General features: G+C 68.4%; 22 protein-coding genes. 7 read left to right on the forward strand and 15 right to left on the reverse strand.

The features are described from left to right. Positions 1-24 precede the first annotated feature (24 nt). From JUB11_RS14595 to JUB11_RS14610, 4 genes are all read right to left on the reverse strand, one after another. Positions 25-816 carry a transporter substrate-binding domain-containing protein gene (locus JUB11_RS14595; RefSeq protein WP_207459284.1) on the reverse strand — a complete coding sequence of 264 codons (792 nt, stop codon included), beginning with the start codon at positions 814-816 and terminating at the stop codon, positions 25-27. A 49-nt stretch (positions 817-865) separates the two neighbouring features. Next, positions 866-1,546, reverse strand: coding sequence for a GntR family transcriptional regulator (locus tag JUB11_RS14600; RefSeq protein WP_207459285.1), 681 nt, complete (start codon positions 1,544-1,546; stop codon positions 866-868). Between the two features lie 181 nt (positions 1,547-1,727). Next, positions 1,728-3,308, reverse strand: coding sequence for an MFS transporter (locus JUB11_RS14605; protein WP_207459286.1), 1,581 nt, complete (start codon positions 3,306-3,308; stop codon positions 1,728-1,730). Further along, on the reverse strand, positions 3,305-4,477 hold the full coding sequence (locus tag JUB11_RS14610) for an HlyD family secretion protein (protein ID WP_211112530.1): 1,173 nt from the start codon (positions 4,475-4,477) through the stop codon (positions 3,305-3,307). Before JUB11_RS14610 ends, JUB11_RS14605 begins: the two co-directional genes overlap by 4 nt. 123 nt (positions 4,478-4,600) lie before the next feature. Here JUB11_RS14610 and JUB11_RS14615 point away from each other — a divergent pair, with 123 nt between their 5' ends. Next, a complete protein-coding gene (locus JUB11_RS14615; RefSeq protein ID WP_207459287.1) occupies positions 4,601-5,023 on the forward strand; it encodes an antitoxin Xre/MbcA/ParS toxin-binding domain-containing protein in 423 nt (140 codons plus the stop codon). A 50-nt stretch (positions 5,024-5,073) separates the two neighbouring features. Here JUB11_RS14615 and JUB11_RS14620 read toward each other — a convergent pair whose 3' ends face one another. The 4 genes from JUB11_RS14620 to JUB11_RS14635 all read right to left on the reverse strand — a co-directional run bounded on the left by JUB11_RS14620 (position 5,074) and on the right by JUB11_RS14635 (position 9,173). After that, positions 5,074-6,090: a fumarylacetoacetate hydrolase family protein gene (locus JUB11_RS14620; RefSeq protein ID WP_207459288.1), complete on the reverse strand. Its 1,017-nt coding sequence runs from the start codon at positions 6,088-6,090 to the stop codon at positions 5,074-5,076. A 170-nt stretch (positions 6,091-6,260) separates the two neighbouring features. Next, positions 6,261-6,698, reverse strand: coding sequence for a DUF3293 domain-containing protein (locus JUB11_RS14625; protein WP_207459289.1), 438 nt, complete (start codon positions 6,696-6,698; stop codon positions 6,261-6,263). 63 nt (positions 6,699-6,761) lie between these two features. Continuing rightward, complete coding sequence (gene xylA / locus JUB11_RS14630) at positions 6,762-8,075, reverse strand: xylose isomerase (protein WP_207459290.1); 1,314 nt, start codon at positions 8,073-8,075, stop codon at positions 6,762-6,764. Positions 8,076-8,141: 66 nt separating this feature from the next. Beyond that, positions 8,142-9,173 (reverse strand): LacI family DNA-binding transcriptional regulator, encoded by a 1,032-nt coding sequence (locus JUB11_RS14635; RefSeq protein WP_207459291.1) that lies wholly within the window; start codon positions 9,171-9,173, stop codon positions 8,142-8,144. Between the two features lie 527 nt (positions 9,174-9,700). Here JUB11_RS14635 and xylF point away from each other — a divergent pair. The 3 genes from xylF (at position 9,701) to JUB11_RS14650 (ending at position 13,585) form a co-directional block, all read left to right on the forward strand. Beyond that, on the forward strand, positions 9,701-10,717 hold the full coding sequence (gene xylF, locus JUB11_RS14640; RefSeq protein WP_207459292.1) for a D-xylose ABC transporter substrate-binding protein: 1,017 nt from the start codon (positions 9,701-9,703) through the stop codon (positions 10,715-10,717). 119 nt (positions 10,718-10,836) lie between these two features. Continuing rightward, positions 10,837-12,375 (forward strand): xylose ABC transporter ATP-binding protein, encoded by a 1,539-nt coding sequence (locus JUB11_RS14645; RefSeq protein WP_207459293.1) that lies wholly within the window; start codon positions 10,837-10,839, stop codon positions 12,373-12,375. Positions 12,376-12,406: 31 nt separating this feature from the next. Continuing rightward, positions 12,407-13,585, forward strand: a complete 1,179-nt coding sequence (locus JUB11_RS14650; RefSeq protein WP_207459294.1) for a sugar ABC transporter permease — start codon at positions 12,407-12,409, stop codon at positions 13,583-13,585. 95 nt (positions 13,586-13,680) lie between these two features. Here the strand turns inward: JUB11_RS14650 and JUB11_RS14655 are convergent, their stop codons facing one another. Next, a complete protein-coding gene (locus tag JUB11_RS14655) occupies positions 13,681-14,511 on the reverse strand; it encodes a response regulator transcription factor (protein WP_207459295.1) in 831 nt (276 codons plus the stop codon). A 186-nt stretch (positions 14,512-14,697) separates the two neighbouring features. Further along, positions 14,698-16,908 (reverse strand): ATP-binding protein, encoded by a 2,211-nt coding sequence (locus tag JUB11_RS32770; RefSeq protein ID WP_247887060.1) that lies wholly within the window; start codon positions 16,906-16,908, stop codon positions 14,698-14,700. A gap of 446 nt (positions 16,909-17,354) precedes the next feature. On the opposite strand from JUB11_RS32770, the gene JUB11_RS14665 reads away from it, so the two are divergent. After that, positions 17,355-17,792, forward strand: a complete 438-nt coding sequence (locus JUB11_RS14665; protein ID WP_207459296.1) for a hypothetical protein — start codon at positions 17,355-17,357, stop codon at positions 17,790-17,792. 115 nt (positions 17,793-17,907) lie between these two features. On the opposite strand, the gene JUB11_RS14670 is transcribed toward JUB11_RS14665, so the two are convergent. The 3 genes from JUB11_RS14670 to JUB11_RS14680 all read right to left on the reverse strand — a co-directional run bounded on the left by JUB11_RS14670 (position 17,908) and on the right by JUB11_RS14680 (position 22,088). Next, positions 17,908-19,164, reverse strand: a complete 1,257-nt coding sequence (locus tag JUB11_RS14670) for an allantoate amidohydrolase (protein WP_207459297.1) — start codon at positions 19,162-19,164, stop codon at positions 17,908-17,910. A 249-nt stretch (positions 19,165-19,413) separates the two neighbouring features. Then, positions 19,414-20,706 carry an NAD-dependent dihydropyrimidine dehydrogenase subunit PreA gene (gene preA / locus JUB11_RS14675; RefSeq protein WP_207459298.1) on the reverse strand — a complete coding sequence of 431 codons (1,293 nt, stop codon included), beginning with the start codon at positions 20,704-20,706 and terminating at the stop codon, positions 19,414-19,416. A gap of 20 nt (positions 20,707-20,726) precedes the next feature. Beyond that, positions 20,727-22,088, reverse strand: coding sequence for an NAD(P)-dependent oxidoreductase (locus JUB11_RS14680; RefSeq protein ID WP_207459299.1), 1,362 nt, complete (start codon positions 22,086-22,088; stop codon positions 20,727-20,729). Positions 22,089-22,237: 149 nt separating this feature from the next. Here JUB11_RS14680 and JUB11_RS14685 point away from each other — a divergent pair, with 149 nt between their 5' ends. Further along, on the forward strand, positions 22,238-22,888 hold the full coding sequence (locus JUB11_RS14685; protein WP_348771431.1) for a TetR/AcrR family transcriptional regulator: 651 nt from the start codon (positions 22,238-22,240) through the stop codon (positions 22,886-22,888). Between the two features lie 6 nt (positions 22,889-22,894). Here the strand turns inward: JUB11_RS14685 and JUB11_RS14690 are convergent, their stop codons facing one another. Next, a complete protein-coding gene (locus JUB11_RS14690; protein ID WP_207459301.1) occupies positions 22,895-23,113 on the reverse strand; it encodes a DUF2945 domain-containing protein in 219 nt (72 codons plus the stop codon). 163 nt (positions 23,114-23,276) lie between these two features. On the opposite strand from JUB11_RS14690, the gene JUB11_RS14695 reads away from it, so the two are divergent. Continuing rightward, on the forward strand, positions 23,277-23,471 hold the full coding sequence (locus tag JUB11_RS14695) for a type II toxin-antitoxin system CcdA family antitoxin (protein ID WP_207459302.1): 195 nt from the start codon (positions 23,277-23,279) through the stop codon (positions 23,469-23,471). A gap of 84 nt (positions 23,472-23,555) precedes the next feature. Here the strand turns inward: JUB11_RS14695 and hydA are convergent, their stop codons facing one another. Then, positions 23,556-25,019 carry a dihydropyrimidinase gene (gene hydA, locus JUB11_RS14700; RefSeq protein WP_207459303.1) on the reverse strand — a complete coding sequence of 488 codons (1,464 nt, stop codon included), beginning with the start codon at positions 25,017-25,019 and terminating at the stop codon, positions 23,556-23,558. Positions 25,020-25,202: the final 183 nt, after the last annotated feature.

A 25,202-nucleotide genomic window follows, 5' to 3' on the forward strand; every position in this document is an offset into this window, starting at 1 on the left:
CGTCCGCCCCGCCCGGCTGGGGCGTCAGAGGTCGGCGGGGAGGTCGGCGCCGAGCCACTTCTTCGAGATGGCGTTCAGCGAGCCGTCGGTCTTGGCGGCGGCGATGATCGCGTTCACCTTCTCCAGCAGCGCCGGCTGCTCCTTGCTCAGCCCGACGTAGCAGGGCGAGTTCTTGATCAGGAACTTCAGCTCCGGGCGCTTGGGCGGGTTGCGGGCGAGGATCGCCGCCGCCACGACGTTGCCGGTCGCGACCACCTCGACCTGTCCCGACAGGAAGGCGGAGATGGTGCCGTTGTTGTCCTCGTAGCGCTTGATGTCCGCGCCGGCGGGGGCGATCTTCGTCAGCTCCAGATCCTCGATGGCGCCGCGCGTGACGCCGACGCTCTTGCCCGCGAGGTCTTCCGGCTTGGCGACGGCGGTGCCGGCCGGCGCGAAGACGCCGTTGAAGAAGGGAGCGTAGGCGACCGAGAAGTCGATGACCTTCTCGCGGTCCGGATTCCTGCCCAGGCTGGAGATCACCAGATCGACCTTGTTGGTCTGGAGGTAGGGGATGCGGTTGGCGCTCGTCACCGGGACGATCTCCGCCTTCACGCCGAGCTTCTGGGCGAGCAGCCTTGCCATGTCGATGTCGTAGCCGACCGGCGCCATGTCCGTCCCGACCGAGCCGAAGGGCGGGAAGTCCTGCGGGACGGCGACGCGGAGCGTGCCGCGCGCCATGATGTCCTGGAGCGCGTCGGCCCGCGCCGCCGTGGGGGCGGCGAGCGCCGCGCCGAGGATGGCCGCCGCGGCGAGGCCGAGGAGGCTTCTGCGTTTCATGGAGATCGTCATGGAATGGGTCCTTTTCGCGTGTCGGGAAGCGGTGGGGTCAGGGTGTTCCGGCGGGAGCCAGCAGGCCGCGAAGCTCGGCCAGGGGGTCGGGCCGGGCGCTCAGGTCGAGGCCGGCCTCGACCCGGTGGATGTGTTCGGCCATCAGCCGGGAGGCGCCGGCGACGTCGCCGGCCTCGACGAGGGCGAGGATGCGGTGATGGTCCTCGCTCGACTCCGCGGCGTGCAGGTCCGACTGGTAGAGCATGGAGACCAGAGTCGTGCGCGCGGTCAGGTCGCGCAGGATCTCCGTCAGCAGGGGATTGCCGATGGCCGAGGCCAGGTGGATGTGAAAATCGCCGAGCAGGCAGGCGCGCGCGCCGGCGTCCCCCGCCAGCACCGCGCACCGCTCCTCCTCGACGTGGCGGCGCAGCTCGCGCAGCGCCGCGTCGGAGGGCCGGGCCAGGGACTGGAGGATGCCGGCCTCGATCACCCGCCGCGCCTCGAAGGCGGCGCGCGCCTCCTGCGCCGAGGGCTCCACGATGAACCAGCCGCGCCGCGCGCTGACCTGGAGGATGCCGCGCGTCTCCAGCCGCATCATCGCCTCGCGCACGCGCGTCCGTGACACGCCGTAGACCTCCGCCAGCTTCGCCTCCCCCAGCCGCGTGCCGGGCTTCAGGCGGCGGGCCAGGATCGCGGCGATCACGGCGTCTTCGATGCTGTTGGGATCCGGGTTCGTCAAAGCCGTGCACCAGTCTTGTATACCAGACTGGTTCGCAAGAGCCGTGCCAGGGACGGAAGCCCGGCTCCGTCACGCTTTCCGGTTCAAAAGGACCCGTTTCTGCCCATGGAAGGGGCAGCCGCCGTCGCGGCATTGTGCAGCTGCACAATGCCGGCGCTGCGGCCGTTCCGGCCCTGCCCGCTCACGCCTTGGGCGCCGGGCGGAGCAGCGCGATCAGGACGAGGCCGCCGATGATGACCCAGCCGATCACCACGAAGCCGTCGATGTAGGCCAGCACATAGGCCTGCTGGCGCACGGTGCCGCCGAGCAGCGCCGTGGCGCGTTCCGCGGCCTGGGCGTGGTCGGCGGAGCGGGCGGCGAGCCGGGCCGTGGTGCCGGCGAGGCGGCCGAGGGTCGTGGGGTCGCCCGCCTCCACGTTCATGCCGAGCGTGAAGGAGTGGAACTGCTCGCGCACCCGCACGAAGGTCTGCATGAAGGCGGCCCCCAGCTCGCCGCCCAGCAGGCGCATGGTCTGCATCAGGGCGCCGAGCGTCAGGATGTGGGCCGGGGACAGGTTCTTGATGTTGAAGAAGATCAGCGAGGTCATCGCGAAGGACTGGCCGAAGGCCTGGAGCATCTGCGAGGCCAGAAAGTTCCCGCCGATCCAGTCCGCCGTCAGGTGTGAGGCGAGGAAACAGGCCATCCCCACCGCCGTGAAGCCGATGGCCATGGTGACGCGCGCGTCCACCCAGCGCAGCAGCGTGCCGATCAAGGGCGCCAGCAGGAATTGCGGCAGGGCGATCAGCAGCAGCGTGTCGCCGACGTCGAGCGCCCGGTAATTGTGGACGGTGATGAGGTATTGCGGGATCAGGAAGGCGGTGGACAGCATCACCAGCCGCAGCACGATCAGCAGCAGGCAGAGGATCGGGATGTTGCCGCGGAAGATGACGCCGAAGGTGATCCAGGGCTTCGGGCAGGTCAGTTCCTGCACCACGAAGGCGGCGACCAGCAGCCCGCCGGCCAGCAAGAGCCCGGTGACGAGGCCGGAGTTCAGCCAGTCCAGCCGGTTGCCCTGGTCGAGTGCCGCGTAGAGCAGGGCGAATCCGATGCTGGCGTAGAGGATGCCCCACCAGTCCGCATCCTTCAGCATGGCGCGGTTCACCGGCTCGCGCGGCATGCCGAACCAGACGCAGATCCACATGAGAGGGGCCAGCAGCGCCGTGTCCCAGAAAATCCAGTGCCAGCTGAGAGTCTCGATGATCCAGCCCTCGATTGAGGCCGAAATGTTCAGCGACAGCTCGATGTTCATCGCGTAGATGGCGATGCCGTAGACGAGATATTGCGGCGGCAGGTTGCGGACGATGAAGCCGATGGTCAGCGGCACGAAGGTGCCCGAGGACAGGCCCGCCAGCGCCTGGCAGGCCAGCACCCCGGACAGGGTGCCGGTGAGCGGCAACGCCGCCGCGGCCACGCCGTAGGTCAGGGAGGAGACCAGCAGAACGCGCCGGGGACCGAACACCACGCCCAGGAAGGCGGCGGCCGGTGCCACCAGCATCTGGGCCACGGTGTAGGTCGTGGTGATCCAGGACCCCTCGTCGAAGCCGGCGCCGATGGCGCCCCGGATGTCGGCGAGCCCGAAGGCGGTGATCCGCGCCGTGAGGGTGGAGATGATGGCCCCCAGCAGCACGCCGAGGATGCCGACGACGGGATGGTGCGTGATCACCGGCGCCGCGGCGCGGCGGAACCGGATCCTGGGCAGGAAGCCCCGCCCGACGGCGCTCATTGATCGTTCCCGGGGGGGGCGGATGCGGTACCCGGCGCCTCTTCGCCGGGCGTCCCGGCGTCGGCCGTGTCGATGGTCACGACCACCGACATGCCCGGCCGCAGCAGGTTCTCCAGCGGGTTCGGCACGTCCACGGCGATCTTCACGGGGATGCGCTGGACGATCTTCGTGAAGTTGCCGGTCGCGTTCTCCGGCGGCAGCAGCGCGAACTGGCTGCCGCTCGCCGGGGAATAGGCCTCCACCCGGCCCTGGAGCACGGTGCCGGGAAAGGCGTCCACCCGGATGGTCGCGGGCTGGCCAACCCGGATGCGGGTCATCTGGGTTTCCTTGTAGTTCGCGACGATCCAGACCCTGGGCAGGGGCACCAGCGTGATGAGCTGGTTGCCGGGCGCCACATACTGGCCGGGACGGACCTGCCGCTGGCCGACCACCCCGTCCATGGGGGCGGTGATCCGCGTGTAGCCGAGGCTGATGCTGGCGAGCGACAGCTCGGCCTCGCGCTGCCGCCGGGTCGCCTCGCCCTGCTCCCGCTGGGCGCCGAGCCCGTCCAGCACTGTCCGCTGCTGTTCGAGCTGGGCGCGGCCCGCCTCCAGCGCGGCCTCCGCGCGCTGGGCCGCCGCCTGCGCCTGCTGCAAGGCCTGCTGGGTGCCGGCCAGTCCCTGGTGAGTCAGTTCCTGCTGGCGCTGCTCCTCCAGCCGGGCGCGCCAAGCCTCGGCCTCCAGCCCCTTGATGTTGATCGCCGCCTGCTCGATCAGCGCCTGCTGGGTGCGCTTCTGGCTATCGAGCGCCGCGATGGCCGCGGCGGCGGCGTTCAGGGCGGCCTCCGCCTGGGCGACGCGGGCGCGGTAGTCGGCGTCGGCGATCTCCGCCAGCAGGTCGCCCGCCTTTACCCGCTGGAAATCGCCCACCGGCACGGCGCGGACGACGCCCGAGACCTGCGCGGCGATGGGCGTGGTGTCCGACTGGAGGTAGGCGTCGTTCGTCGTCTGCTCGATGTTGGAGCCGACCCACAGGTCCCAGCGCGTGAAGAAGGCGATCACCAGCAGCAGCGCCAGGGCCAGCACGGCCGCCCGCACGATCCACGGATTCCAGGTGACGGGCTGCCCGGCGGCGGGGGGCGGGGCGGGTTGTGGTGCGGCGCGGGCCGCGTCGGTGTCTGTGTTGCTCATCGGCGAGGAAAACACGCCCGCGCGGCTTCCATCACGTCGGGTTCATGGACGTAAGGAGCACGATGCTCGCCGACAACGCGTTACGGATGTATTCTGGACACCACGTGAACAGGAGCGAGGACGATGCCGTACGAGTCCGATGTCGCCACCCTGCTGGGCATCGAGGGGCCGGCGCCCCTCTCCGGAATGCGCCTCGCGCGCGCCATCGAGCAGGGGCTGCCCATGTCGGCGCTCGACCGCCTCTCTTCCCTGGTCGCGCCCGATGACGGCGGGTTCAGGCACCGGATCGTTCCGAAGCCGGCGCTGGACCGCCGACGCGGGGAACGGCTGACCGCGCGGGAAAGCGATCTCCTCGCGCGCGTGGCGCATCTCTGGGCCGTGGCGCGGAAAGTGTGGGGCAGCGATGAAGACGCCCGCGCCTTCCTGTTCCGCCGGCACCCGCTTCTGGAGATGAGGGCGCCGATGGACGTGGCGATGGGGACCGGCCTCGGCGCGCGTTGCGTCGAGGACCTGCTTGGACGGCTGCAACACGGCTCCGCCGCCTGACCGCTCCAACGCACGCCCCCATGCCCTGGGGGGCGCGCATCGGTCCGGGCTCACGCCCGCTCGTGCTTCTCCACCGTCTGCTCGATGGCGCCGAAGATCGTGTGGCCCGTGCGGTCCTTCATTTCGATGCGGACGGTGTCGCCGAAGCGCAGGAAGGGGGTCTTGGGCGCGCCGTCCCGGATGGACTCGATGGTGCGCAGCTCGGCGATGCAGGAATAGCCGGCGCCGCCCTCCCCGACCGGCTTGCCCGGACCGCCGTCGAGCTTGTTGGACACCGTGCCGGAGCCGATGATCGTGCCGGCGGCGAGCGGGCGGGTGCGGGCGGCGTGGGCGATCAGGGCGGGAAAGTCGAAGGTCATGTCCACGCCGGCGTTGGCCCGGCCGAAGGGCGCGCCATTGAGGTCCACGCAGAGCGGCAGGTGGAGCTTCCCGCCGTCCCAGGCGTCGCCCGGCTCGTCCGGCGTGACCGCCACGGGCGAGAAGGCGGAGGAGGGCTTGGACTGGAAGAAGCCGAAGCCCTTGCCCAGTTCGCCGGGGATGAGGCCGCGCAGGCTGACGTCGTTGACCAGCATCAGCAGGCGGATGGCAGCACCCGCCTCCTCCCGGCCCGCCCCCATGGGGACGTCGTCCACCACGACGGCGATCTCGCCCTCCATGTCGATGCCCCAGCTCTCCTCGGCCATGCGGATGGGATCGCGCGGGGCGAGGAAGCTGTCGGAGCCGCCCTGGTACATCAGCGGGTCGGTCCAGAAGCTGTCCGGCATCTCGGCGCCACGCGCGCGGCGCACCAGCTCGACATGGTTCACGTAGGCCGAGCCGTCGGCCCACTGGTAGGCGCGGGGGAGCGGGCTCAGCGCCTCGTGCTCGCGGAAGCGCTCCGTCGGCACGGCGCCGTGCTCCAGGCTTTCGGCGAGGGTGGCGAGGTGGGGGGCGATCCGCGCCCAGTCGTCCAGCGCCGCCTGGAGCGTCGGGACGAGGAAGGAGGCATCGGTGCAGTAGGCGAGGTTGCGCGAAACGACGACGAGCCGTCCGTCGCGCCGGCCGTTCCTCACGGTGGCGAGCTTCATGTCGATTCCTCCCGGTTCTTTTTCGACCTGTTTTCTCACGGCCCGGTTGCCGTCGCCGGCCGGCCCGCCCGTCGAGCATCAGCCAGCATCGCGGGGCTTGTCCAGCGCTTCGCGAGGCGCATCGGGGGCAGCAAGGGAAATGACGGACGCCGCCCGGCGAAGGGGGCGCTTCAGCGGGTCGGGAGGAGCCGCGCCTTGCCGCCGCGCCTGATGAAGACGACGGCGTTCTGCCGCAGGCGGCGGCTCAGGATCCCGGCATCGCGGCATGTCAGGCCGAACACGAACAGGCTGGCCTCGGGCTTCCACGCGCCCTCGAGGGGGCGCCCCTCCCCGTGCAGGTAGGCCAGCCGCCGCCTTTTCAGCAGCCGTTCCAGCCGCCGGTTGGCGCGCTCGTTCTCGGCCGGGCTGCGCGACCGGCTCCAGGGATTCCAGGCGGTGACGAAGGCGCCGCGGTTTGCCCCCTTCAGCCTCAGCAGCCGGTCCACCGGTGGGCACTTCGCGCCGATGATCATGGCGGCGACTTCCCGGCGCCCCTCGAGCACGACATAGTCCGTCTTCTGATAGGCCTCCTTCAGGGAGGGAGGCAGGGCGTCCAAGTGCCGTCTCATGCCCAGGCTTTCGGGATCGCGCGGCGGGACCGGTTTCGCGGCCCCGCCGGCTCTCGTGGCGGATCAGAGCGTCCGGTTCACGAGGTTCTCCAGATACTCCTGCCGGCCGGAACGCGGCTTCGGATCCAGGCCCTCGCGCTCGACGCGGGCGGCGATGTCGTCGAGTGAGCGTTCGCCGTTCAGCATGGCGACGGCCTCCGGCTGGTTCCAGCCGGCGTAGCGCTCCTCGACATGGCGGGGCAGCGCGCCGCTCTCGATCAGGCGGGCGGCGGCCAGCAGGGCCTGGGCGCAGACGTCCATGCCGCCGACATGGGCGTGCAGCAGGTCCTCCGGGTCGATGGACTGGCGGCGGATCTTGGCGTCGAAGTTGAAGCCGCCGGTGGTGAGCCCGCCGCCCTGGAGGATGTGGTAGAGCGCCAGCGTCAGTTCCGGCACGTTGTTCGGGAACTGGTCGGTGTCCCAGCCCAGCAGCGGGTCGCCGCGGTTGACGTCGATGGAGCCGAGCAGGCCGCAGGCGTTGGCGGTGGCGATCTCGTGCTCGAAGCTGTGGCCGGCCAGGGTGGCGTGGTTCGCCTCGATGTTGACCTTCACCTCCTTCTCCAGCCCATAGCGCTGGAGGAAGGCGTAGACCGTGGCGGTGTCGAAGTCGTACTGGTGCTTGGTCGGCTCCTTCGGCTTCGGCTCGATCAGGATGGTGCCGCCGAAGCCGGTCTTGTGCTTGTGCTCGACCACCAGCGACAGGAAGCGGCCAAGCTGGTCCAGCTCGCGCTTCATGTCGGTGTTCAGCAGCGTCTCGTAGCCCTCGCGGCCGCCCCACAGCACGTAGTTCACGCCGCCGAGCTGGCGCGTCACATCGATGCAGTGCTTCACGGTCCCCGCCGCGTAGGCGAAGACGTCCGGATCCGGGTTGGTGGCCGCACCCGCCATGTAGCGGGGGTGGGAGAAGAGGTTGGCCGTGCCCCACAGCAGCTTGACCTTCGACGACCGCATCTTGGTCTCGAAATATTCGGCCATGCCGTAGAGGTTGCGGATCGATTCGGCGAAGCTCGCCCCCTCCGGCGCCACGTCGCGGTCGTGGAAGGTGAAGAAGGGCACGCCCAGCAGCTCGAACAGCTCGAAGGCGACGTCGGCCTTCAGGCGCGCGGCATCCATCTCGTCGCCGGCCATCCAGGGTCGGTCGAGCGTGCTGGCGCCGAAGGGGTCGCCGCCCGGCCAGCAGAAGCTGTGCCAGTAGCAGACGGCGAAGCGCAGATGCTCCTCCATCCGCTTGCCCAGCACAACGCGGTCGGGGTCGTACCAGCGGTAGGACAGCGGGTTGTCGCTGTCCGGCCCGCCATAGGCGATGGGGGTCACGTTCTCGAAGAAGCGGTTGCTCATGGTGCGTTCCTCCTGGAAAGGGCGGTGGCGCGGCCCGGTTGGTTCCGGCCTTCACCGCCGATGGGGTCAGTAGGGGATGTTGTCGCGGAAGATGACGTCGATGCGCACGTTGGGGGGGACAAAGGCGGTGTTGCCCTCGCAATGCGCCCGCAGGCAGTCCAGCGCGTAGCGGACCTCGTCCGCGGTGCATTGGTTGATCACCGCGTCGAAGGTGCCGCTGATCAGCGCGCGCCGGGAATGGCTGGTGAGTTCATGGGCGATCACCACGATGTCCTTCCCCCGGCCGCTCGCCTCCAGCGCCCGGATGATGCCGCGGTTGCCGGCCCCCATGCTGTAGAGGCCGACGAGGTCGGGGTGGTCGCGCAGGAGCCGTTCGGTGATGGCGGGGGTGACGGCACTGTCGTCGAACCCCTCCTCCACCGGCAGGATCTGAAGGCCGGGGAAGTCGCGCATCAACGTCTGCTCGAATCCGAGCCGCCGCTCCACATGGTCGCGCAGAACCAGCGAGCCGGCGATGAGCGCCACCTTACCCGGCCGCCGGCCGATGAAGCGGCCCATCAGCGATCCCGCGACCCGCCCCGCCGCCATGTTGTTGATGCCGACCGAATGCAGCCCGCGCGCCGGCGTCACGTCGGAGACCAGCGTGACGACACCGATGCCCTTGCGGATCAGCGCGTTGATCGCCTCCGCCACCATCGGCGTGTCGAGCGCCACGATGGCGGCGCCCATGCAGTTGGAGGGGTCGAGCCCTTCCAGCACGCGCGCCAGCCCGGCCTCGTTGAAGGCCGGGTATTCGAGCACGGAAAGCAGGGTGCGCTGGGGCGCCAGCCGCTCCGCACTCGCCAGCGCTTCGGCGTGGAGCGTCTTCAGGAAGGTGTTGGCGTGGTTGTCCGGCAGCACGAAGCAGAAGCGGAAGTCCCGCCCCTTGGCGAGGTTCGCGGCGAACATGTCGCGCTGGTAGCCGAGCCGGTCCACCGCGTCCATGACGCGGCCGACGGTCGCCGCCCGCACGCCGGGACGCCGGTTCAGGACGCGGTCCACCGTCGCCAGGCTGACCCCGGCTTCGGCCGCGACATCATGGACGGTAACGCGCTTCAACGGCTGGCTTCCTCCCTTTCCGGCAGTATGACAGAAACCTGAGGTACGTAAATCTTTTTTCGGCCGAGCCGCATCCGGCAGCGAATCGAGGCACCCGCTCACGCACCTCCCCGAGTTTCCAACTAGTTGAAGAAGCTTCGATCTCCCTCTGAAAAGCCTTCCAAGCCTTGGACTTTTGCCTGCCTGCACGGATCGGCGCCGCAAGCCGCCTTGGAGCGGCGGCCACCTTCGCCGCACTGCCATTCGACAGAGACCGGCATGGCTTCCGGCCATGGACATAGGAGCTTCTGCTTACAAGGCGCACCAAATACTGCATTGCAGCAAAAGCTTGCGCCGCCCTCCTCTATGCAGCGCAAAATGAAAGCCGTTGATGTACGCACATCATTCGCTTATTGTGGCGAAAGACGGGCATGAAAAAACAATCGTGGCGGCTTGACGCGTGACCGGGACGGGCACCGGCAACGGGAACCGCGAGTGACGCGAGCACGACGGCCGCCCGTCATGGAAACGCACCAAGGAGGCATGCAATGAAGTTGAAGCATTGGCTGGCGGGCCTGATGGCCGCCACGTTCGTCGGCGCCGCCGCCCTGCCCGGGACCGCGCAGGCCTCGCCGGAAGCCCCGAAGATCGGCTTCTCCATCGATGACCTGCGGCTCGAGCGCTGGGCGCGCGACCGCGACTATTTCGTCGCGGCGGCGCAGGCGCTGGGCGCCACGGTCAACGTGCAGTCGGCCGACGCCAACGAGCAGCGCCAGATCTCGCAGATCGAGAACCTGATCTCGCGCGGCATGGACGTCATCGTCATCGTGCCCTTCAATTCGAAGGTTCTCGGCAACACCATCGCCGAGGCCAAGCGCGCCGGCATCAAGGTGGTCTCCTACGACCGGCTGATCCTGAACGCCGACGTGGACGCCTACATCTCCTTCGACAACGAGCGCGTCGGCGCCATGCAAGCCAAGGGCGTCGTCGCCCAGGTGCCGAAGGGCAACTACTATCTCCTCGGCGGCTCGCCGACCGACAACAACGCCAAGCTTCTGCGCGACGGCCAGATGTCCGTCCTCCAGCCGCTGGTGGACAAGGGCGACATCAAGGTCGTCGGCAGCCAGTGGGTGAAGGAGTGGAGCCCGACCGAGGCCCTGTCCATCGTCGAGAACGCGCTGACCGCCAACGGCAACAAGATCGACGCCATCGTCGCCTCCAACGACGCCACCGCGGGCGGCGCCATCCAGGCGCTGGCGGCCCAGGGCCTTGCAGGCAAGGTGGCGGTGTCCGGCCAGGACGCCGACCTCGCCGCCGTGCAGCGCGTCGTCGCCGGCACGCAGACCCTGACCGTCTACAAGCCGCTGAAGCTGATCGCGTCGGAAGCCGCCAAGATGGCGGTGCAGCTCGCCAAGAACGAGAAGCCGAACTTCACGACCCAGCTCGACAACGGCACGAAGAAGGTGGACTCCCTCCTGCTCGACCCGACGCCGATCACCAAGGAGAACGTCAAGCTCCTGATCGACGACCAGTTCTTCACCGAGGCGCAGATCTACAAGAAGTGACCTCCTGAAGGCACAGGGACGGCGTGTCCCCCGCGGCTGGTCCGCCGCGGGGGACACGGGGACAAGGAACAGGGCCGCGATCCCCGGTCATAAGGGGGCCGGGAGGGAGGAAACCCCAGATGTCCGAATACCTTCTGGAGATGCGGGGGATCGTCAAGGATTTCTCCGGCGTCAAGGCGCTCGACGGCATCAACCTCATGGTGAGGCCGGGCGAGGCGGTCGGGCTGTGCGGCGAGAACGGCGCCGGCAAATCGACGCTGATGAAGGTGCTCTCGGCGGTTTACCCATACGGGACCTGGGAAGGCACCATCCGCTGGGAAGGCCGGGAGCTGAAGGCGCGCTCGATCCGCGAGACGGAGGAGGCGGGAATCGTCATCATCCACCAGGAGCTGATGCTGATCCCCCAGCTGTCCGTCGCCGAGAACATCATGCTCGGCCGCGAGCCGGCCGGCCCCGGCGGCTTCATCGACTTCGAGGCGCTGTACCAGCGCGCCGAGGCGCTGATGCGCGAGCTGAACATGCCGGACATCAACGTGGCCCTGCCGGTCAGCGCGCTCGGCGGCGGCCACCAGCAGCTGGTGGAGATCGCCAAGGCGCTGAACAAGAACGCCAAGCTGCTGATCCTGGACGAGCCCTCCTCCTCCCTGTCCAAGACGGAGACGGAGACGCTACTGGACATCATCCGCGGGCTGAAGGCGCGCGGCGTCGCCTGCGTCTACATCTCCCACAAGCTGGACGAGGTGCAGGCGGTCTGCGACACGGTGACGGTGATCCGCGACGGCACGCTGGTGGGTTCGGCCCCCATGGCCGACATGACGGTGGACCGCATCATCGCCATGATGGTCGGGCGCGAGATGCAGAACCTCTTCCCCCGCCAGTCGCACGCCATCGGCGAAGTCGTGTTCGAGGCACGCCACGTGACCTGCTGGGACGTCCACAACCCCGCGCGCAAGCGCGTGGACGACGTCAGCTTCCAGCTTCGCCGGGGAGAGATCCTGGGCGTCGCCGGGCTGGTCGGGGCCGGCCGCACCGAACTCGCCAGCGTGTTGTTCGGCAGCTACCAGGGGCGCTGCGAGGCGGAGATCCTGCTGGACGGCCAGCCGATCCGCGTCCGCAGCCCGCTCGACGCCGTGCGCCACGGCATCTGCATGGTGCCGGAGGATCGCAAGCACCAGGGCATCGTGCCGCTGATGGGTGTCGGCCACAACATCACCATGTCGGTGATGAGCCGCTTCGTGCGCGGCGGCTTCATCGACGAGGCCGACGAGATGCGCACGGTCGAGGAGACGGTGCGGCGCATCCGCATCAAGACGGCCAGCCCCATGCTGCCGATCAAGAGCTTGTCGGGCGGCAACCAGCAGAAGGCGGTGCTGTCCAAGATGCTGCTGCCGCGCCCGCGCGTGCTGATCCTTGACGAGCCGACGCGCGGCGTGGATGTCGGCGCCAAGTACGAGATCTACACGCTGATCCACGAGCTGGCGGCGGAAGGCATGGCGATCATCATGATCTCGTCGGAGCTGCCGGAAATCCTCGGCATCAGCGACCGGGTGATCGTCATCGGCGAGGGCGAGCTGCGCGGCGACTTCGCCAACGAGAACCTGACCCAGGAAACCATCATGACGGCGGCGATCCGGACGGACGCCGCCCGGCGGGCCTGAAGGGCCGGCCGCCCCGGCGGAGGAAACCACCATGACCACGGCCAACGCGGCCCTCGGCGCGGCGAAGCCGCGCCGGCCCCTGAAGATCCGGGACGTCTTTTCCCGCTACAAGATCCTGGCGCTGCTGCTCGCCACCGCCCTGATCTGGATGCTGTTCGGCTGGCTGACCGACGGCGACTTCCTGACCCCGCGCAACTTCTCCAACCTGCTGCGCCAGACGGCGATCACGGCGATGCTGGCCGCGGGCATGGTGTTCGTGATGGTGTCGGGGGAAATCGACCTGTCGGTCGGATCCTTCCTCGGGCTGATGGGGGGCGTCGCGGCGATCCTCGACGTCTACTACCAGGTGCCTGTGGCGGTGAACATCCTGATCGTGCTGCTGCTGGGGGCGGCGGTCGGGCTGTTCAACGGCGTCTGGGTCGCCTATCTGCGCGTGCCCTCCTTCATCGTCGGGCTGGCCGGCCTGCTGGCCTTCCGCGGCATCCTGATCGGCATGACCGACGGCGCCACGGTGGCCCCCGTCTCGCCGGAGCTGGTCTTCATCGGCCAGGGCTACGTGCCGCGCCTCGTGGGCGACGCGCTGGCGGTCGGGCTGTTCGTCATCCTCGCCGTGGTGACCCTGCGCTCGCGGGCGCGCCGACGGCTGCACAAGCTGGCGGTTCCGCCCATGTGGCAGGTGGCCCTGCAGCTCCTGGCCTACGCGTTGGGCATCGCCGGCTTCATGTGGATGCTCAACTCCTATTACGGCATCCCGATCCCCGTGCTGAACATGCTGCTGATCCTCGGCGTGTTCAGCGTGGTGGCGAGCCGCACCGTCTTCGGGCGCCGCATCTACGCCATCGGCGGCAACCAGGAGGCCACCCGCCTGTCCGGCGTCAACGTCCGCAAGGTGAAGATGCTGATCTTCGCCCTCATGGGCATGATGGCGGCGCTGGCCGGCATCACCACGACCGCGCGGTTGGCCGCGGGATCGCCGTCCGCCGGCAGCCTGGGTGAGCTGGACGCCATCGCTTCCTGCATCATCGGCGGCACCTCCATGCGCGGCGGCGTCGGCACGGTGCATGGCGCGCTGATCGGCGCGCTGGTCATGGCGAGCCTCGACAACGGCATGTCGATGATGGGTGTGGAGACCTTCTGGCAAATGATCGTGAAGGGCAGCATCCTGCTGCTCGCCGTCTGGGTCGACATCATGACCGGCTCGGACCGCTGAGCCGGGACGGAGGCGATGCGTGCGTAAAAAAAGCCCGCCGGCGCGCTGCGCCGGCGGGCTTTTGTCTGACCAGGAAGCCCCCCTGCCCTACGGCTTCAGGCGGCCTGGAGTTCCACGGCGACGCTACCGGCGGCGCCGTTCCAGCGGTAGCCGAAGCCCGGGTAGTTGCCGATGCCGTCGAACTCCGCGTCGATGGCGCGGAACTTCTGGCGGATGCGCTTGATGAAGGCGCGGACGTTGGCGCGGTAGCCGGCGTCGCCGTGGCCGGCCATGAAGCCGGGGCCATGCACCAGGTCGTAGATCTCGCGGTAGGAGACATCCTGGTCCGGGCGCGTCGCCATCAGCTTGACCATGTTGAACTCGGTCAGGGTGAGGTCCAGGCGCTGGCCCTTCCAGAAGGCGCGGCTCTGGTCCATGCGCAGCTCCAGGTCGCCCATCCTCTCGACGACGGTCTCCGGCGCGGCCTGTGCGGCGGGTGCTTCCACCTCGCCGGCAGCACCCTTGGTGCCGTCGATGGCGAGCGCCATGCGGCGCAGCAGGATCGGCAGGCGGCGCGACTTCTCGACGAAATCGACCGCGCCGTTGGCCAGGGCGATTTCCTCGGCCGCGTCGTGGACGCCGTTGGCGAGGCAGATCACCGGCGCGCCGATCCCGCGGGAGCGGGCGTCGCGCAGCAGTGCCGCGACATCGGCGTCGGGCATGTTCCAGTCCAGCAGGACGAGGTCGGCTTCGCCGCCGTTCGCCAGGAACTCGATGGCGGCGCCGCTGTGGTCGAACGAGCGCACGTCATAGCCTTCCTCGGCGAGCGTCAGGCCAAGCGTCTCCCGGTAGCTCTCGTCGGCATCGACCAGCGCCACGCGGGCGATGGAGGCCGCCATGCGGGCGGTCGGGACGTTGGAGAAGGACGTGAGATCGGTCATCGTCATGGGCTTGCATCTCGCTGGGTTGGCGCCGGAGCGTTCAAACCGGCGTTTCCGTCGGTGCCCGGCTTGGCTGACCCATTCATGAGGCCGCCATGGTTAATGACACTTTAAGGCCACGTTTCCTACCACTTCTTTGCAAAGATGGTCATCCAGTACTGAATTTTATTTGGATGCCTTGAACTTTTATCTTCAATCCCGGGTACCGGATTCTCCGCTCAGGACTTCGGCGAGTTGGCGCGGCGTCACCGGCTTGTGGACGAGATGCAGGCCGTTCGCGGCCGCCTCGCGCGCGACCTCGGGACCGGTTTCGCCGGTCAGGAGGATGCCCGGGATCGCGACGCCGCAGAGGTCCCGGATCCGTAGGATCGTCTGCGTGCCGCTGCCATGGGGCAGGCGGTAGTCGGACAGGATGATGTCCGGCCGTTCCCCGCTCCCGGCCAGCCGCTCGACCGCGGCTTCGGCCGAGGTGGCCGTGACGACGGTGTATCCCCAGCTTTCCAGGATTGCCGTCAGGCCGAGCAGGACCATCGTGTCGTCGTCCACGACGACGGCGAAGCGATGCGGCCCCGGCCGTGGCACCGTGTAGGGGTCCTCCGTCCCGACCGGCTCCGCCGCAATGCTGCCGAGCGGCACCGCGATGGAGAATTCCGACCCTTTGCCGGCTTCGGAGCGGACTTCCACGGGATGGTCGAGGAGCCGGGAGAGCCGCCGCACGATCGCGAGACCCAGCCCCAAGCCCTGGTTGCGGTCGCGTTCGGAATTGGCGACCTGATGAAACTCCTCCCAGATCCGCGACAGATGCTCGGACGGGATGCCAATGCCCGTGTCGGTCACCAGGATGCGCAGCCGTCCTCCCTCCGCCTGGCAGGCGATGCGGACCGTTCCGGCCTCGGTGTAGCGGACGGCGTTCTCCACGAGGTTGCGCAGCATGCGCGCCAGGAGCGTCCGGTCGCTGCGGACGACGGCGTCGCAGAGGCGGACTTCCAGCGCCAGCCCCTTGGCTTCCGCGATGCCCTTGTAGGCGGCCCCGACCGTGTCCACCAGCGTGCCGGCGGAAAAATCCTCCAGGGCGGGTTCGATCGTGCCTGCGTCCAGCCGGGACACGTCCAGAAGGCTGTCCAGCAGTTCCTTCAGCGCGTCGAGCCCGCGTTCGAGATGGGTCATGGCGTGAAGCGCCCTGGCGCCCTGGATGTGCGTCCGCAGCACGCTGGCGAAGAGCATCAGCGATTGCAGCGGCTGGCGCAGGTCATGGCTCGCCGCGGCGAGGAACTTGCTCTTGGAAAGGCTCGCCTCCTCGGCCTGCAGCCGGGCGTCCACCGCGGCCCGATGCTCCGCGTCGCGCGCCGCGTCGTGAGAGCGCAGCAGGGCGTGGGCGTCCAGGAGCGCGCGGCCGAGATCGTCGATCTGGCGGATTCCGGTCACGGCGGGGCGCGGCGCCTCGCCACGGCCGAGCGCCGCCGCCGCCGCGGACACGCCGGCGACGTCCCGCGCCAGCCTTCCGGAAAACCAGGCGGCCAGGAGCAGGCCCAGGGTGACGAGCGCCACCCCGCCGGCCCCGACCAGAGCCATGGACTGGCGGAAGGGCGCCCAATAGATCGTTTCCGGAACGCCGATCATCACGGTGACGTCCCAGGGCGGCATCTTCACGAAGGCCCGTTTCAGTGGCGTTCCGTCCTCCGACGGCAGGTCCACGACGCCGCGCTGGCTGCGCGCCAGTATCTCCCGGAAGGCCGCCGTCGCCTTCCGTCCGACGACCGTCTCGGGCGCCCGGTTCCGGGAGAGCACCGTGCCCTGCCGGTTCACCACCGCCGCGTACCAGCCTTCCGGAAGGTTCTGGGCGTCGAGGACGGCGTTCAGGACCTTCACCGGCACGTTCATGTGCAGGCTGTAAGCCGGAACGCCCTCACGCAGCACCGGCATGCCGACGGAAATGGTCATCAGGTCGGTGACGGCCCCCCGGAACACGTCGGACAGCTGCGTCTCGCCCGTTTCCAGGACCCGCGCGGCCATGTCCGGCTGGGCGCTCGGCGGCAGATCCGCGCCGAAGGGCCGGAGCGTATTGAAAAGCTGCGCGCCCGTCCGGTCGAGGAGCGTGATCGACGCCGCGTCGGGCGCGAGCGTCCTCATCCGTACGGCATGCTCGTACATGCCCTGGAGGTTCCCTCCCAGGGCCTCGTCCGTCTGCCCCAGGGCCATGAGGACGGTCGACCATCCCTGGATGTGCTGCTGCACGGCGTTGGCCGCCGCATCGGTCCGCTGCACAAGGTTCGTGAGCGTGGCCGCCCGCTCGGACTCGGTCAGGCGGTAGGTCACGAAACCGGCGAAGAGAACCAGGGGCACCGAGGTGAGCAGGGACAGCAGGAAGAGCCATGTCCTAACGCCCGCGGTCGATCTCGCCATCCACCCTGCCCGATGCGGTTCCCGTGTCGCCGCCCTCCGCCTCCCGCCTGTTGGGGAAAGCGGCTGGCCGCCTGCCTTCTATGTTGGGTCGGCGGGACGGGCCGTCCAGGCCGAAACGTCCGATGAGGGCAGGTCTGGCAACAAGAACGAAACGGAAAAGCCAATCGCCATGTAACGGTGTTTGTGACGGCGCCCAGCTTGGCTGCATGCTTGATGGCGCTTGGCGCCACGCCCGCCACCGTCTGCTTGCACTAAACCATGCGCAGCAACTCTCCTTTTTGAAATCGGCCGGACCGTCGATCCATTCCGCTGCTTCTAGGCGCTGAATTTCTACGGAGCAGCCCGATGGGCATCCTGAGCGCTCCGTTAATAGGGGATTCAGATACACAATGTAACTTAAGGTTTATCGGCCGGCATGGCCGTTATCGGAGAAACCGGAGTTCATTTTGCCTGCGACCACCCTACGCACTCTCGCGGCCGCCCTTTGCCTTACGGCCCTGTCGTGGAGCAGCAGCCACGCGGCATCCCTCGTCGGCACGAGCTGGACGGCGTCCAATGGCAACGCGGTGACCTTCAGGGCGGATCACGTCCTTGAGCGGATCGACGGTGCCTCCTATCCCCGTAACCGCAACACATGCAAAGCGGGCGATGACGAGGCTTTCACCTTGCAGTATGGGGCGATCGAGCAACAACAAGCGGTCAAATACGTGTCCGGCTGGGGGCAGGTGCCGTCAATGTTGAGGAAGCTTCCGGCCGGCAACTACATGGCGGCACGGCTGGAATGCTATGAGACCGTCTCCCTCTTCCTCTTGGTGAAAGGGGAGCTTTGGTCGATCTCGGGCGGTGAAGGCGAGGTCTTCATCGAAAAGCTGAAGCAGCGCTGAGCGCCCGCGCCCGCCTTGCCCGGCGGTGGGAACGCGGCAGCCGCCTTGGTTGGCCCGATGGCGGAAGGAGCCCGCGGCAATGCCGCCGGCTTCCTTCCCCAAGGCCTATCGCGCTCTACGCCGCCGCCTCCTGCATCGCCTTGTCGTAGGCCACGACCGCGTGCAGCAGCACGCTGGCACCGGCGGACGCGTGCTCGAACTCGATCTTTTCCGCCTCGTTGTGGCTGATCCCCTTCTCGCAGGGGACGAAGATCATGGCGGTCGGCGCCACGCGGTTGATGTAGGCGGCGTCGTGGCCGGGGCCGGAGACGATGTCCCGGTGCTTGAAGCCCAGCTGCTCGGCGGCCTTGCGCACCATGCCGACGCAGGTCTCGTCGAAGCGCACCGACGGCGAGTTCCAGGTGTCCTCGATCCGCAGCTCGACGTTCGTTTCCGCGGCAATGGCGGCCAGCGCCGCCTTCATGTCCGCCTCCATGCGGGCGAGCGCCGCGTCGTCGGGGTGGCGCATGTCGATGGTGAAGAAGACCTCGCCGGGGATGACGTTGCGGGAGTTCGGGCGGGATTCCAGCAGGCCGACGGTGGTGACTGCGAGCGGCGCGTGGTCGTGCCCGACCTTGTTGATGGCTTCCACCATGCGCGCGGCCCCCAGCAGCGCGTCGCGGCGCAGGGGCATGGGCGTGGAGCCGGCGTGGCTTTCGAAGCCGGTGACGGTCACCTCGTACCAGCGTATGCCCTGCACGCCGGTGACGACGCCGACGTCCCTGCCCTCCGCTTCCAGGATCGGCCCCTGTTCGATGTGGACCTCGAAGAAGGCACCGAGCTTGCGGCTGCCGCTGGGCTCCTCCCCCCGGTAGCCGATGCGGTCCAGCTCCTCCCCGAAGGTCTTGCCCTCGCGGTCGGCGCGGCTGTCGGCGTATTCGCGCGGGAAGACGCCGGCGAAGACGCCCGAGCAGAGCATGGCCGGCGCGAAGCGGGAGCCCTCCTCGTTCGTCCAGTTGATGACCTCCAGCGGCGCGTTGGTCTCGTAGCCCGCGTCGTTGAGGCTGCGGATGACCTCCAGCCCCGAGAGCACGCCGAGGATGCCGTCGAACTTGCCCCCCGTGGGCTGCGTGTCGAGGTGGCTGCCCATGGCGATGGGCGGCAGGTCCGGGTTTCGGCCGGGGCGGCGGGCGAACATGTTGCCCATGTCGTCGCAGCGGACGGCACAGCCCGCCGCCTCGCAGGCCGCCTTGAACCAATCGCGGACCATCCGGTCCTCGTCGGTCAGCGTCAGCCGCTTGATGCCCCCCTTGGCGGTCCCGCCGAACTTGGCGGTTTCCATCAGCGTGTCCCAGAGGCGCTGCGCGTCGATGGTGAGATTCTGGATGCTCACGGCCTGTCTCCTGTTCCTTTCGCCGTCGGTCGTGACTGCCGCCGGTCGTCGTCTCAATTACTGCTCTTGAGGGCGGCAGGGCGCTTTATTGCCACCCGCAGCTTCCCACTTCGTCATCCCCGCGAAAGCGGGGATCCAGTCCTTCCCAAAGCGGGGCCGTTGGAAACTCTGGTTCCCCGCGTCCGCGGGGATGACGGCGGAAGGGTGGTTGGATCGGCTGTTCAGCGTCTCATCCGTACCGTCGGCGATTCACTCCGCCGCCTCGGCCGGCACCTTTTGGCGCATGGGATTGTTGGGGTGTTCCTTCCAGGTGAGCTTGGGCTGGTTGACGTCCATGCGCTGCATGGTGATGCAGCCATCCACCGGGCAGGCGAGCATGCAGAGGTTGCAGCCCACGCACTCGTCGTCGATCACCTCGTAGCGGCGCAGGCCGTCGGCGCCCTTCATATGGGCGATGGCCTGGTGCGAGGTGTCCTCGCAGCCGATGTGGCACTTGCCGCACTTGATGCAGAGGTCCTGATCGATCCGGGCGACGATCTTGTAGTTGAGATTCAGGTTCTCCCACGAGACGTAGTTCGGCACGGCCAGCCCGCGGAAGTCGTCGAGCGTCGCGTAGCCCTTGGCGTCCATCCAGTTGGACAGGCCGTCGATCATGTCCTCGACGATGCGGAAGCCGTGGTGCATGGCGGCGGTGCAGACCTGCACCGTGCCGGCGCCGAGCGCCATGAACTCCGCCGCGTCGCGCCAGGTGGAGACGCCGCCGATGCCGGAGATGGGAATGCCGGCGCAAGTCCGGTCGCGGGCGATGTCGCCGACCATGCGCATGGCGATGGGCTTCACCGCCGGGCCGCAATAGCCGCCGTGGGTTCCCTGCCCGTCCACCGTCGGGGTCGGGGCCATGAGGTCGAGATCGACCGACACGATGGACTGGATGGTGTTGATCAGCGACACCGCGTCCGCCCCGCCCGCCACGGCGGCGCGCGCCGGGCCCAGGATGTTGGTGATGTTGGGCGTCAGCTTCACGATCACCGGCATGCGGCTGTACTGCTTGCACCAGCGCGTGACCATCTCGACATATTCGGGCACCTGCCCGACCGCCGAGCCCATGCCGCGCTCCGACATGCCGTGCGGGCAGCCGAAGTTCAGCTCGATGCCGTCGGCCTCGGTGTCCTCGACCGCCGCCAGGATGGTCTTCCAGCTCTCCTCGTTGCAGGGCACCATCAGCGAGACGACGATGGCGCGGTCGGGGAACTGCTTCTTCACCGACTTGATCTCGCGCAGGTTCACGTCGAGCGGGCGGTCGGTGATCAGCTCGATGTTGTTGAAGCCGGCGATGCGCGTGCCGTTGTAGGACACTGCCCCGTAGCGGGACGAGACGTTGACGACCGGGTCGCCCTCGCCCAGCGTCTTCCACACGACGCCGCCCCAGCCCGCCTTCAGCGCGCGGACGACGTTGACCTCCTTGTCGGTCGGCGGGGCCGAGGCGAGCCAGAAGGGGTTGGGCGACCTGATGCCCGCGAAGGTCGAGGAAATGTCGGCCATGGCGTGTCTCCTCCGGGGGTTCAGGCGGCCGCCGCGACGGCGCGCAGCCGGGCGTCGATGGCGTGGGCGGCAAGCTTGCCGTGCTGGACGGCGCTGACGGTCAGGTCGATCCCGGCGGTACAGTCGCCGCCGGCATAGACGCCGGGGACCGAGGTCTCGCGCTCCTCGTTGACGGCGATGCGGCCGTCCACCAGCTCCAGCGTCTCCAGCGCGTTGGCCGTGAGGGGCGACGGCACGAAGCGCTGGCCGATGGCCTTGAAGACCTGATCGGCGAGGATGGTGAAGGTCTCGCCCGTGCCCGCCAGCCGTCCGGCCTCGTCCAGGCGGGTGTATTCGAACTCCACCTCCTTCACCGCACCCTGCCAGCCCAGAAGGCGGCGCGGCATGGCCCAGTGCTTGATGCGCACGCCGTTGGTCTGCGCCCACTCCTGCTCGGCCAGCGTGGCGCTCATCGCCTCGGGGCCGCGGCGGTAGACCAGCGTGACGTCCTCCGCCCCCAGCAGCCGCGCCTGGGTCGCGGCGTCGATGGCGGTGTTGCCGCCGCCGATCACCACGACCTTGCGGCCGACCGGCACCGTGGCGAGGCTGCCGGCCTGGCGCAGCCCGGCGATGAAATCGACGGCGTTCATGACGCCGGACAGCTCCTCGCCCTCCACCCCCAGCGCGTTCACCGCGTTGTGGCCGAGCCCGAGGAAGACGGCGTCGTAGTCGCGGCGCAGCTCCTCCAGGAAGAGGTCGCGGCCGAGCTGCCGGCCCGTCTCCACCGTGATGCCGCCGATGGAGAGGATGAAATCGACCTCCCGCTGCGCGAAGCCGCCCGGCGTCTTGTAGGCGGCGAGCCCGTATTCGTTGAGGCCGCCGGCCTTCTCCTGCGCCTCGAAGACGGTCACCTCATGGCCGAGCTGGGCCAGCCGGTGCGCGCAGGACAGGCCGGCCGGGCCGGCGCCGACCACCGCCACGCGGCGGCCGGAGGCCGGCTGGCGGGCGAAGGGCTGGATGTCCCGCTCGAACAGCCAGTCGGTGGCGTGGCGCTGAAGCGCGCCGATGGCGACGGGCTTGGATTCCGCCGTGTTGCGGACGCAGGAGCCCTCGCACAGGATCTCGGTCGGGCAGACGCGGGCGCACATGCCGCCCATGATGTTCTGCTCCAGGATCGTGACGGCGGAGCCCTTCAGGTTTCCGGTCCCGATCTTGCGTATGAAGCCGGGAATGTCGATGCCCGTGGGGCAGGCGTCGACGCAGGGCGCGTCGTAGCAGAAGTAGCAGCGGCTCGCCTCGATCACGGCCTGCCGGCCGTTCAGGGGAGGCGCCATGTCGTCGAAACTCTTGGCGTAGTCTTCGGGGGCGAGCCGCCCTGGAGCGATGTCGGGCACGTGAGTCATAATCGCCTACTCCTGAAGGGAGGGACACTGCCGCGATCGGGGCCAGTCAACGCGCTGGCAACACTACGCTAAAAAAGTTTGACCGAACGGTCAACTTGTTTCACTCTTGCATTATTCTTGATCGCCGTGCCGATAAAATGAACGATGCAGTGCACAAAACATCAGCGGAAGTCGATCCGGCTTCCGGCGGGAGAATTCGTCAGCGCAACGCCGCGCTGATTCTTTCGGCTGCGGAAAAAGTCTTCGCCGCGTCGGGCTTCAACGGCGCCTCCATGGCGGAGATCGCCGCCGCAGCCGGGCTGCCGAAGGCCAACCTGCATTATTATTTCGGCACGAAGGAGGCGCTGTACCGCGCCGTCCTGACCAACATCATCGAGCTGTGGCTGGGCGAGACGCACGGCATCACCCCCGAGGCCGACCCGGCCGAGGCGCTGGGCGCCTATGTCCGCGCCAAGATGCGCTGGAGCCGCGAACGCCCGGACGCCTCGCGCGTCATCGCGAACGAGCTGATCCACGGGGCCGCCTTCCTGACGCCCTATCTGGAGGATGACCTGCGCCGGCTGGTGGATGAGAAGAGCGCGGTCATCGAGCAGTGGATCGAGGCCGGCCGCATCGCCAAGCTCGACCCCCGCCACCTGTTCTTCTCGCTCTGGGCCATGACCCAGACCTACGCCGACTTCGACCTGCAGATCCGCGCCGTGCTGGGCGGCGGCCCGCTGTCGGATGCGGAGTACGAGCACGCCACCGAACAGGTGGTGGCCTTCGTGCTGCGCGGCTGCGGGCTGACGCCACGGGGGTAAGAGGCGTCAGGAGCGCTTGCGAAGCTCTTCCGGCTTGTGCGCGGCGCGCTTGCCGGATTTGTCGCTCTCCACGATGTATTGGGGATCGTCCTTGGAGGCGGCGACCTTGTGGCCCTTGATGTGGGTCTCGCTGGTCTGCTCCCGCACCACATGCCCGTTCGTCTTGCCCTGCGGGGTGTCCCACTCGACGCGGTCGCCCTTGTGCAGTTTCTTCGATGTGCTCATGAGTCTTCCTTCCGCGCCCCGGCACCGGACGCCTGCTTGGCCTCACGGTTCAACCGGTTCCGCCTGACCGGGTTCCGGATGGCCCGGGCGGCCTGTTGACCGCCGGCTTGCATGCACACACCCTCAAGGGCACACGCAACAAGCGGAACAAATGGGGAAACGCATGAAATCCAAACCGGAATCGCGCGCACCCGGGGGACCGCCAGCCGAGCCCGATCTGGTCGCCCGAGCGGACGAAAGCCGGGCGGGCGGCGAGCACCGCCGACATTGGATCAAGGAAAACCGGCAGGCCTTTGCCGATTACGACGCCTTCGTCGAGAAACATGGAATTTACAGCGCGGGACGGCGACTGTTCTGACCTGCGCCTTCGGACCGCACGGGGCACCCATGGTGTGGATGCCCCGCGCGGCCTCCCTATTCCTGTAAGCGCCGCCGGACGCGCTTACGGCGTCACCTCCACCGCCGGCTCGCGGACAACGCCGGTCGGGCGGGTCAGCTCGTTGCGGCGTTCGATGGCCTTGAAGGGGGCCGGGTAGCAGGGGCGGTCCACGTAGCGGCCCGCGCCGCGGACGGTGCGCAGGTCGCCGTCGGTCCACACAAGCTTGCCACGGCTCAGCGTGTGGCGGGCGAGGCCCTTGACCTCCATGCCCTCGAACACGTTGAAATCGACGTTCTGGTGGTGGGTTTTCGCGGAGATGGTCCTGGTCGCCTCGGCGTCCCACACCACGATGTCGGCGTCGGCGCCCGGCTGGATCACGCCCTTGCGCGGGTAGATGTTGAAGATCTGCGCGCAGTTGGCCGAGGTGATGCGGACGAACTCGCTCGGCGTCAGGCGGCCGCTGCCCACGCCGTTGTGCCAGAGCACCGACATGCGGTCCTCAATGCCGGCGGTGCCGTTCGGGATGCGGGTGAAGTTGTCCTTGCCCGCGGCCTTCTGCGGCGCGCAGAAGCAGCAATGGTCGGTCGCCGTGGTCTGGAGCTGGCCCGACACGAGGCCGGCCCAGAGCGCGTCCTGGTGGTGCTTCGCGCGGAAGGGCGGGCTCATCACATGGGCGGCGGCGCTCGCCCAGTCCGGGTTGCGGTAGACGGACTCGTCGATCACCAGATGCTGGGCCAGCACCTCGCCGTAGACGCGCTGGCCGCTCGCGCGGGCGCGGGCGATGGCCTCGGTCGCCTGCTCGGTCGAGACATGAACGATGTAGACGGGGGCGCCCAGCACGCCGGCGATGCTGATGGCGCGCTCGGCCGCCTCGCCCTCCACCTGCGGCGGGCGGGACAGCGGGTGGCCCTCGGGGCCGGTGATGCCCATCTCCAGCATCTTCTTCTGAAGGTGGAAGACGGCCTCGCCGTTCTCCGCGTGGACGGTGCAGAGCGCGCCCAGATCCAGCGCGCGGCCGAAGCTGTTCAGCAGCACGCCGTCATCGACCATGATGGCGCCCTTGTAGGCCATGAAATGCTTGAAGCTGTTCACCCCATGGTCGCGGGTGAGGACGCCCATCTCCTCGGCCACCTTGTCCGACCACCAGGTGACCGCGACGTGGAAGCTGTAGTCGGCCGCCGCCTTCTCGGCCCAGCCCATCGTGGTCCTGTAGGCCTCCAGCAGGGATTGCTGCGGGTTGGGGATCACGAAGTCGATGATCATCGTGGTGCCACCGGCGACACCGGCGGAGGTGCCGGTGAAGAAATCCTCGGTCGCCACCGTGCCCATGAAGGGCAGTTCCATGTGGGTGTGCGGGTCGATGCCGCCGGGCATCACATACATGCCGCCGGCGTCCACGATCTCCGCCCCCGCCGGAGCTTCGAGGTTTTCGCCGACGGCGACGATCCTGCCGTCCTCGCACAGAACATCCGCGCGGAAGCTGCGATCCGCGTTCACGACGGTGCCGCCACGAACCAGAATGGACATGTCAGAAGCACTCCCCGTTCTTGTGTCTTTATTTTGAAAAGCGTAACCCCAAGCTGACCGAACGGACAAGATTCAAATCGGCCAACCAAAGCGGATCGGGATAGGGGGCGATCCTGGTGGACCGCACCCCTCCCACACCACCCGGCATGCGGGTCCGCACCGGGCGGTTCGAAGGATTGAGGT

Source organism: Azospirillum sp. SYSU D00513 (assembly GCF_017356015.1).
GTDB lineage: Bacteria > Pseudomonadota > Alphaproteobacteria > Azospirillales > Azospirillaceae > Azospirillum.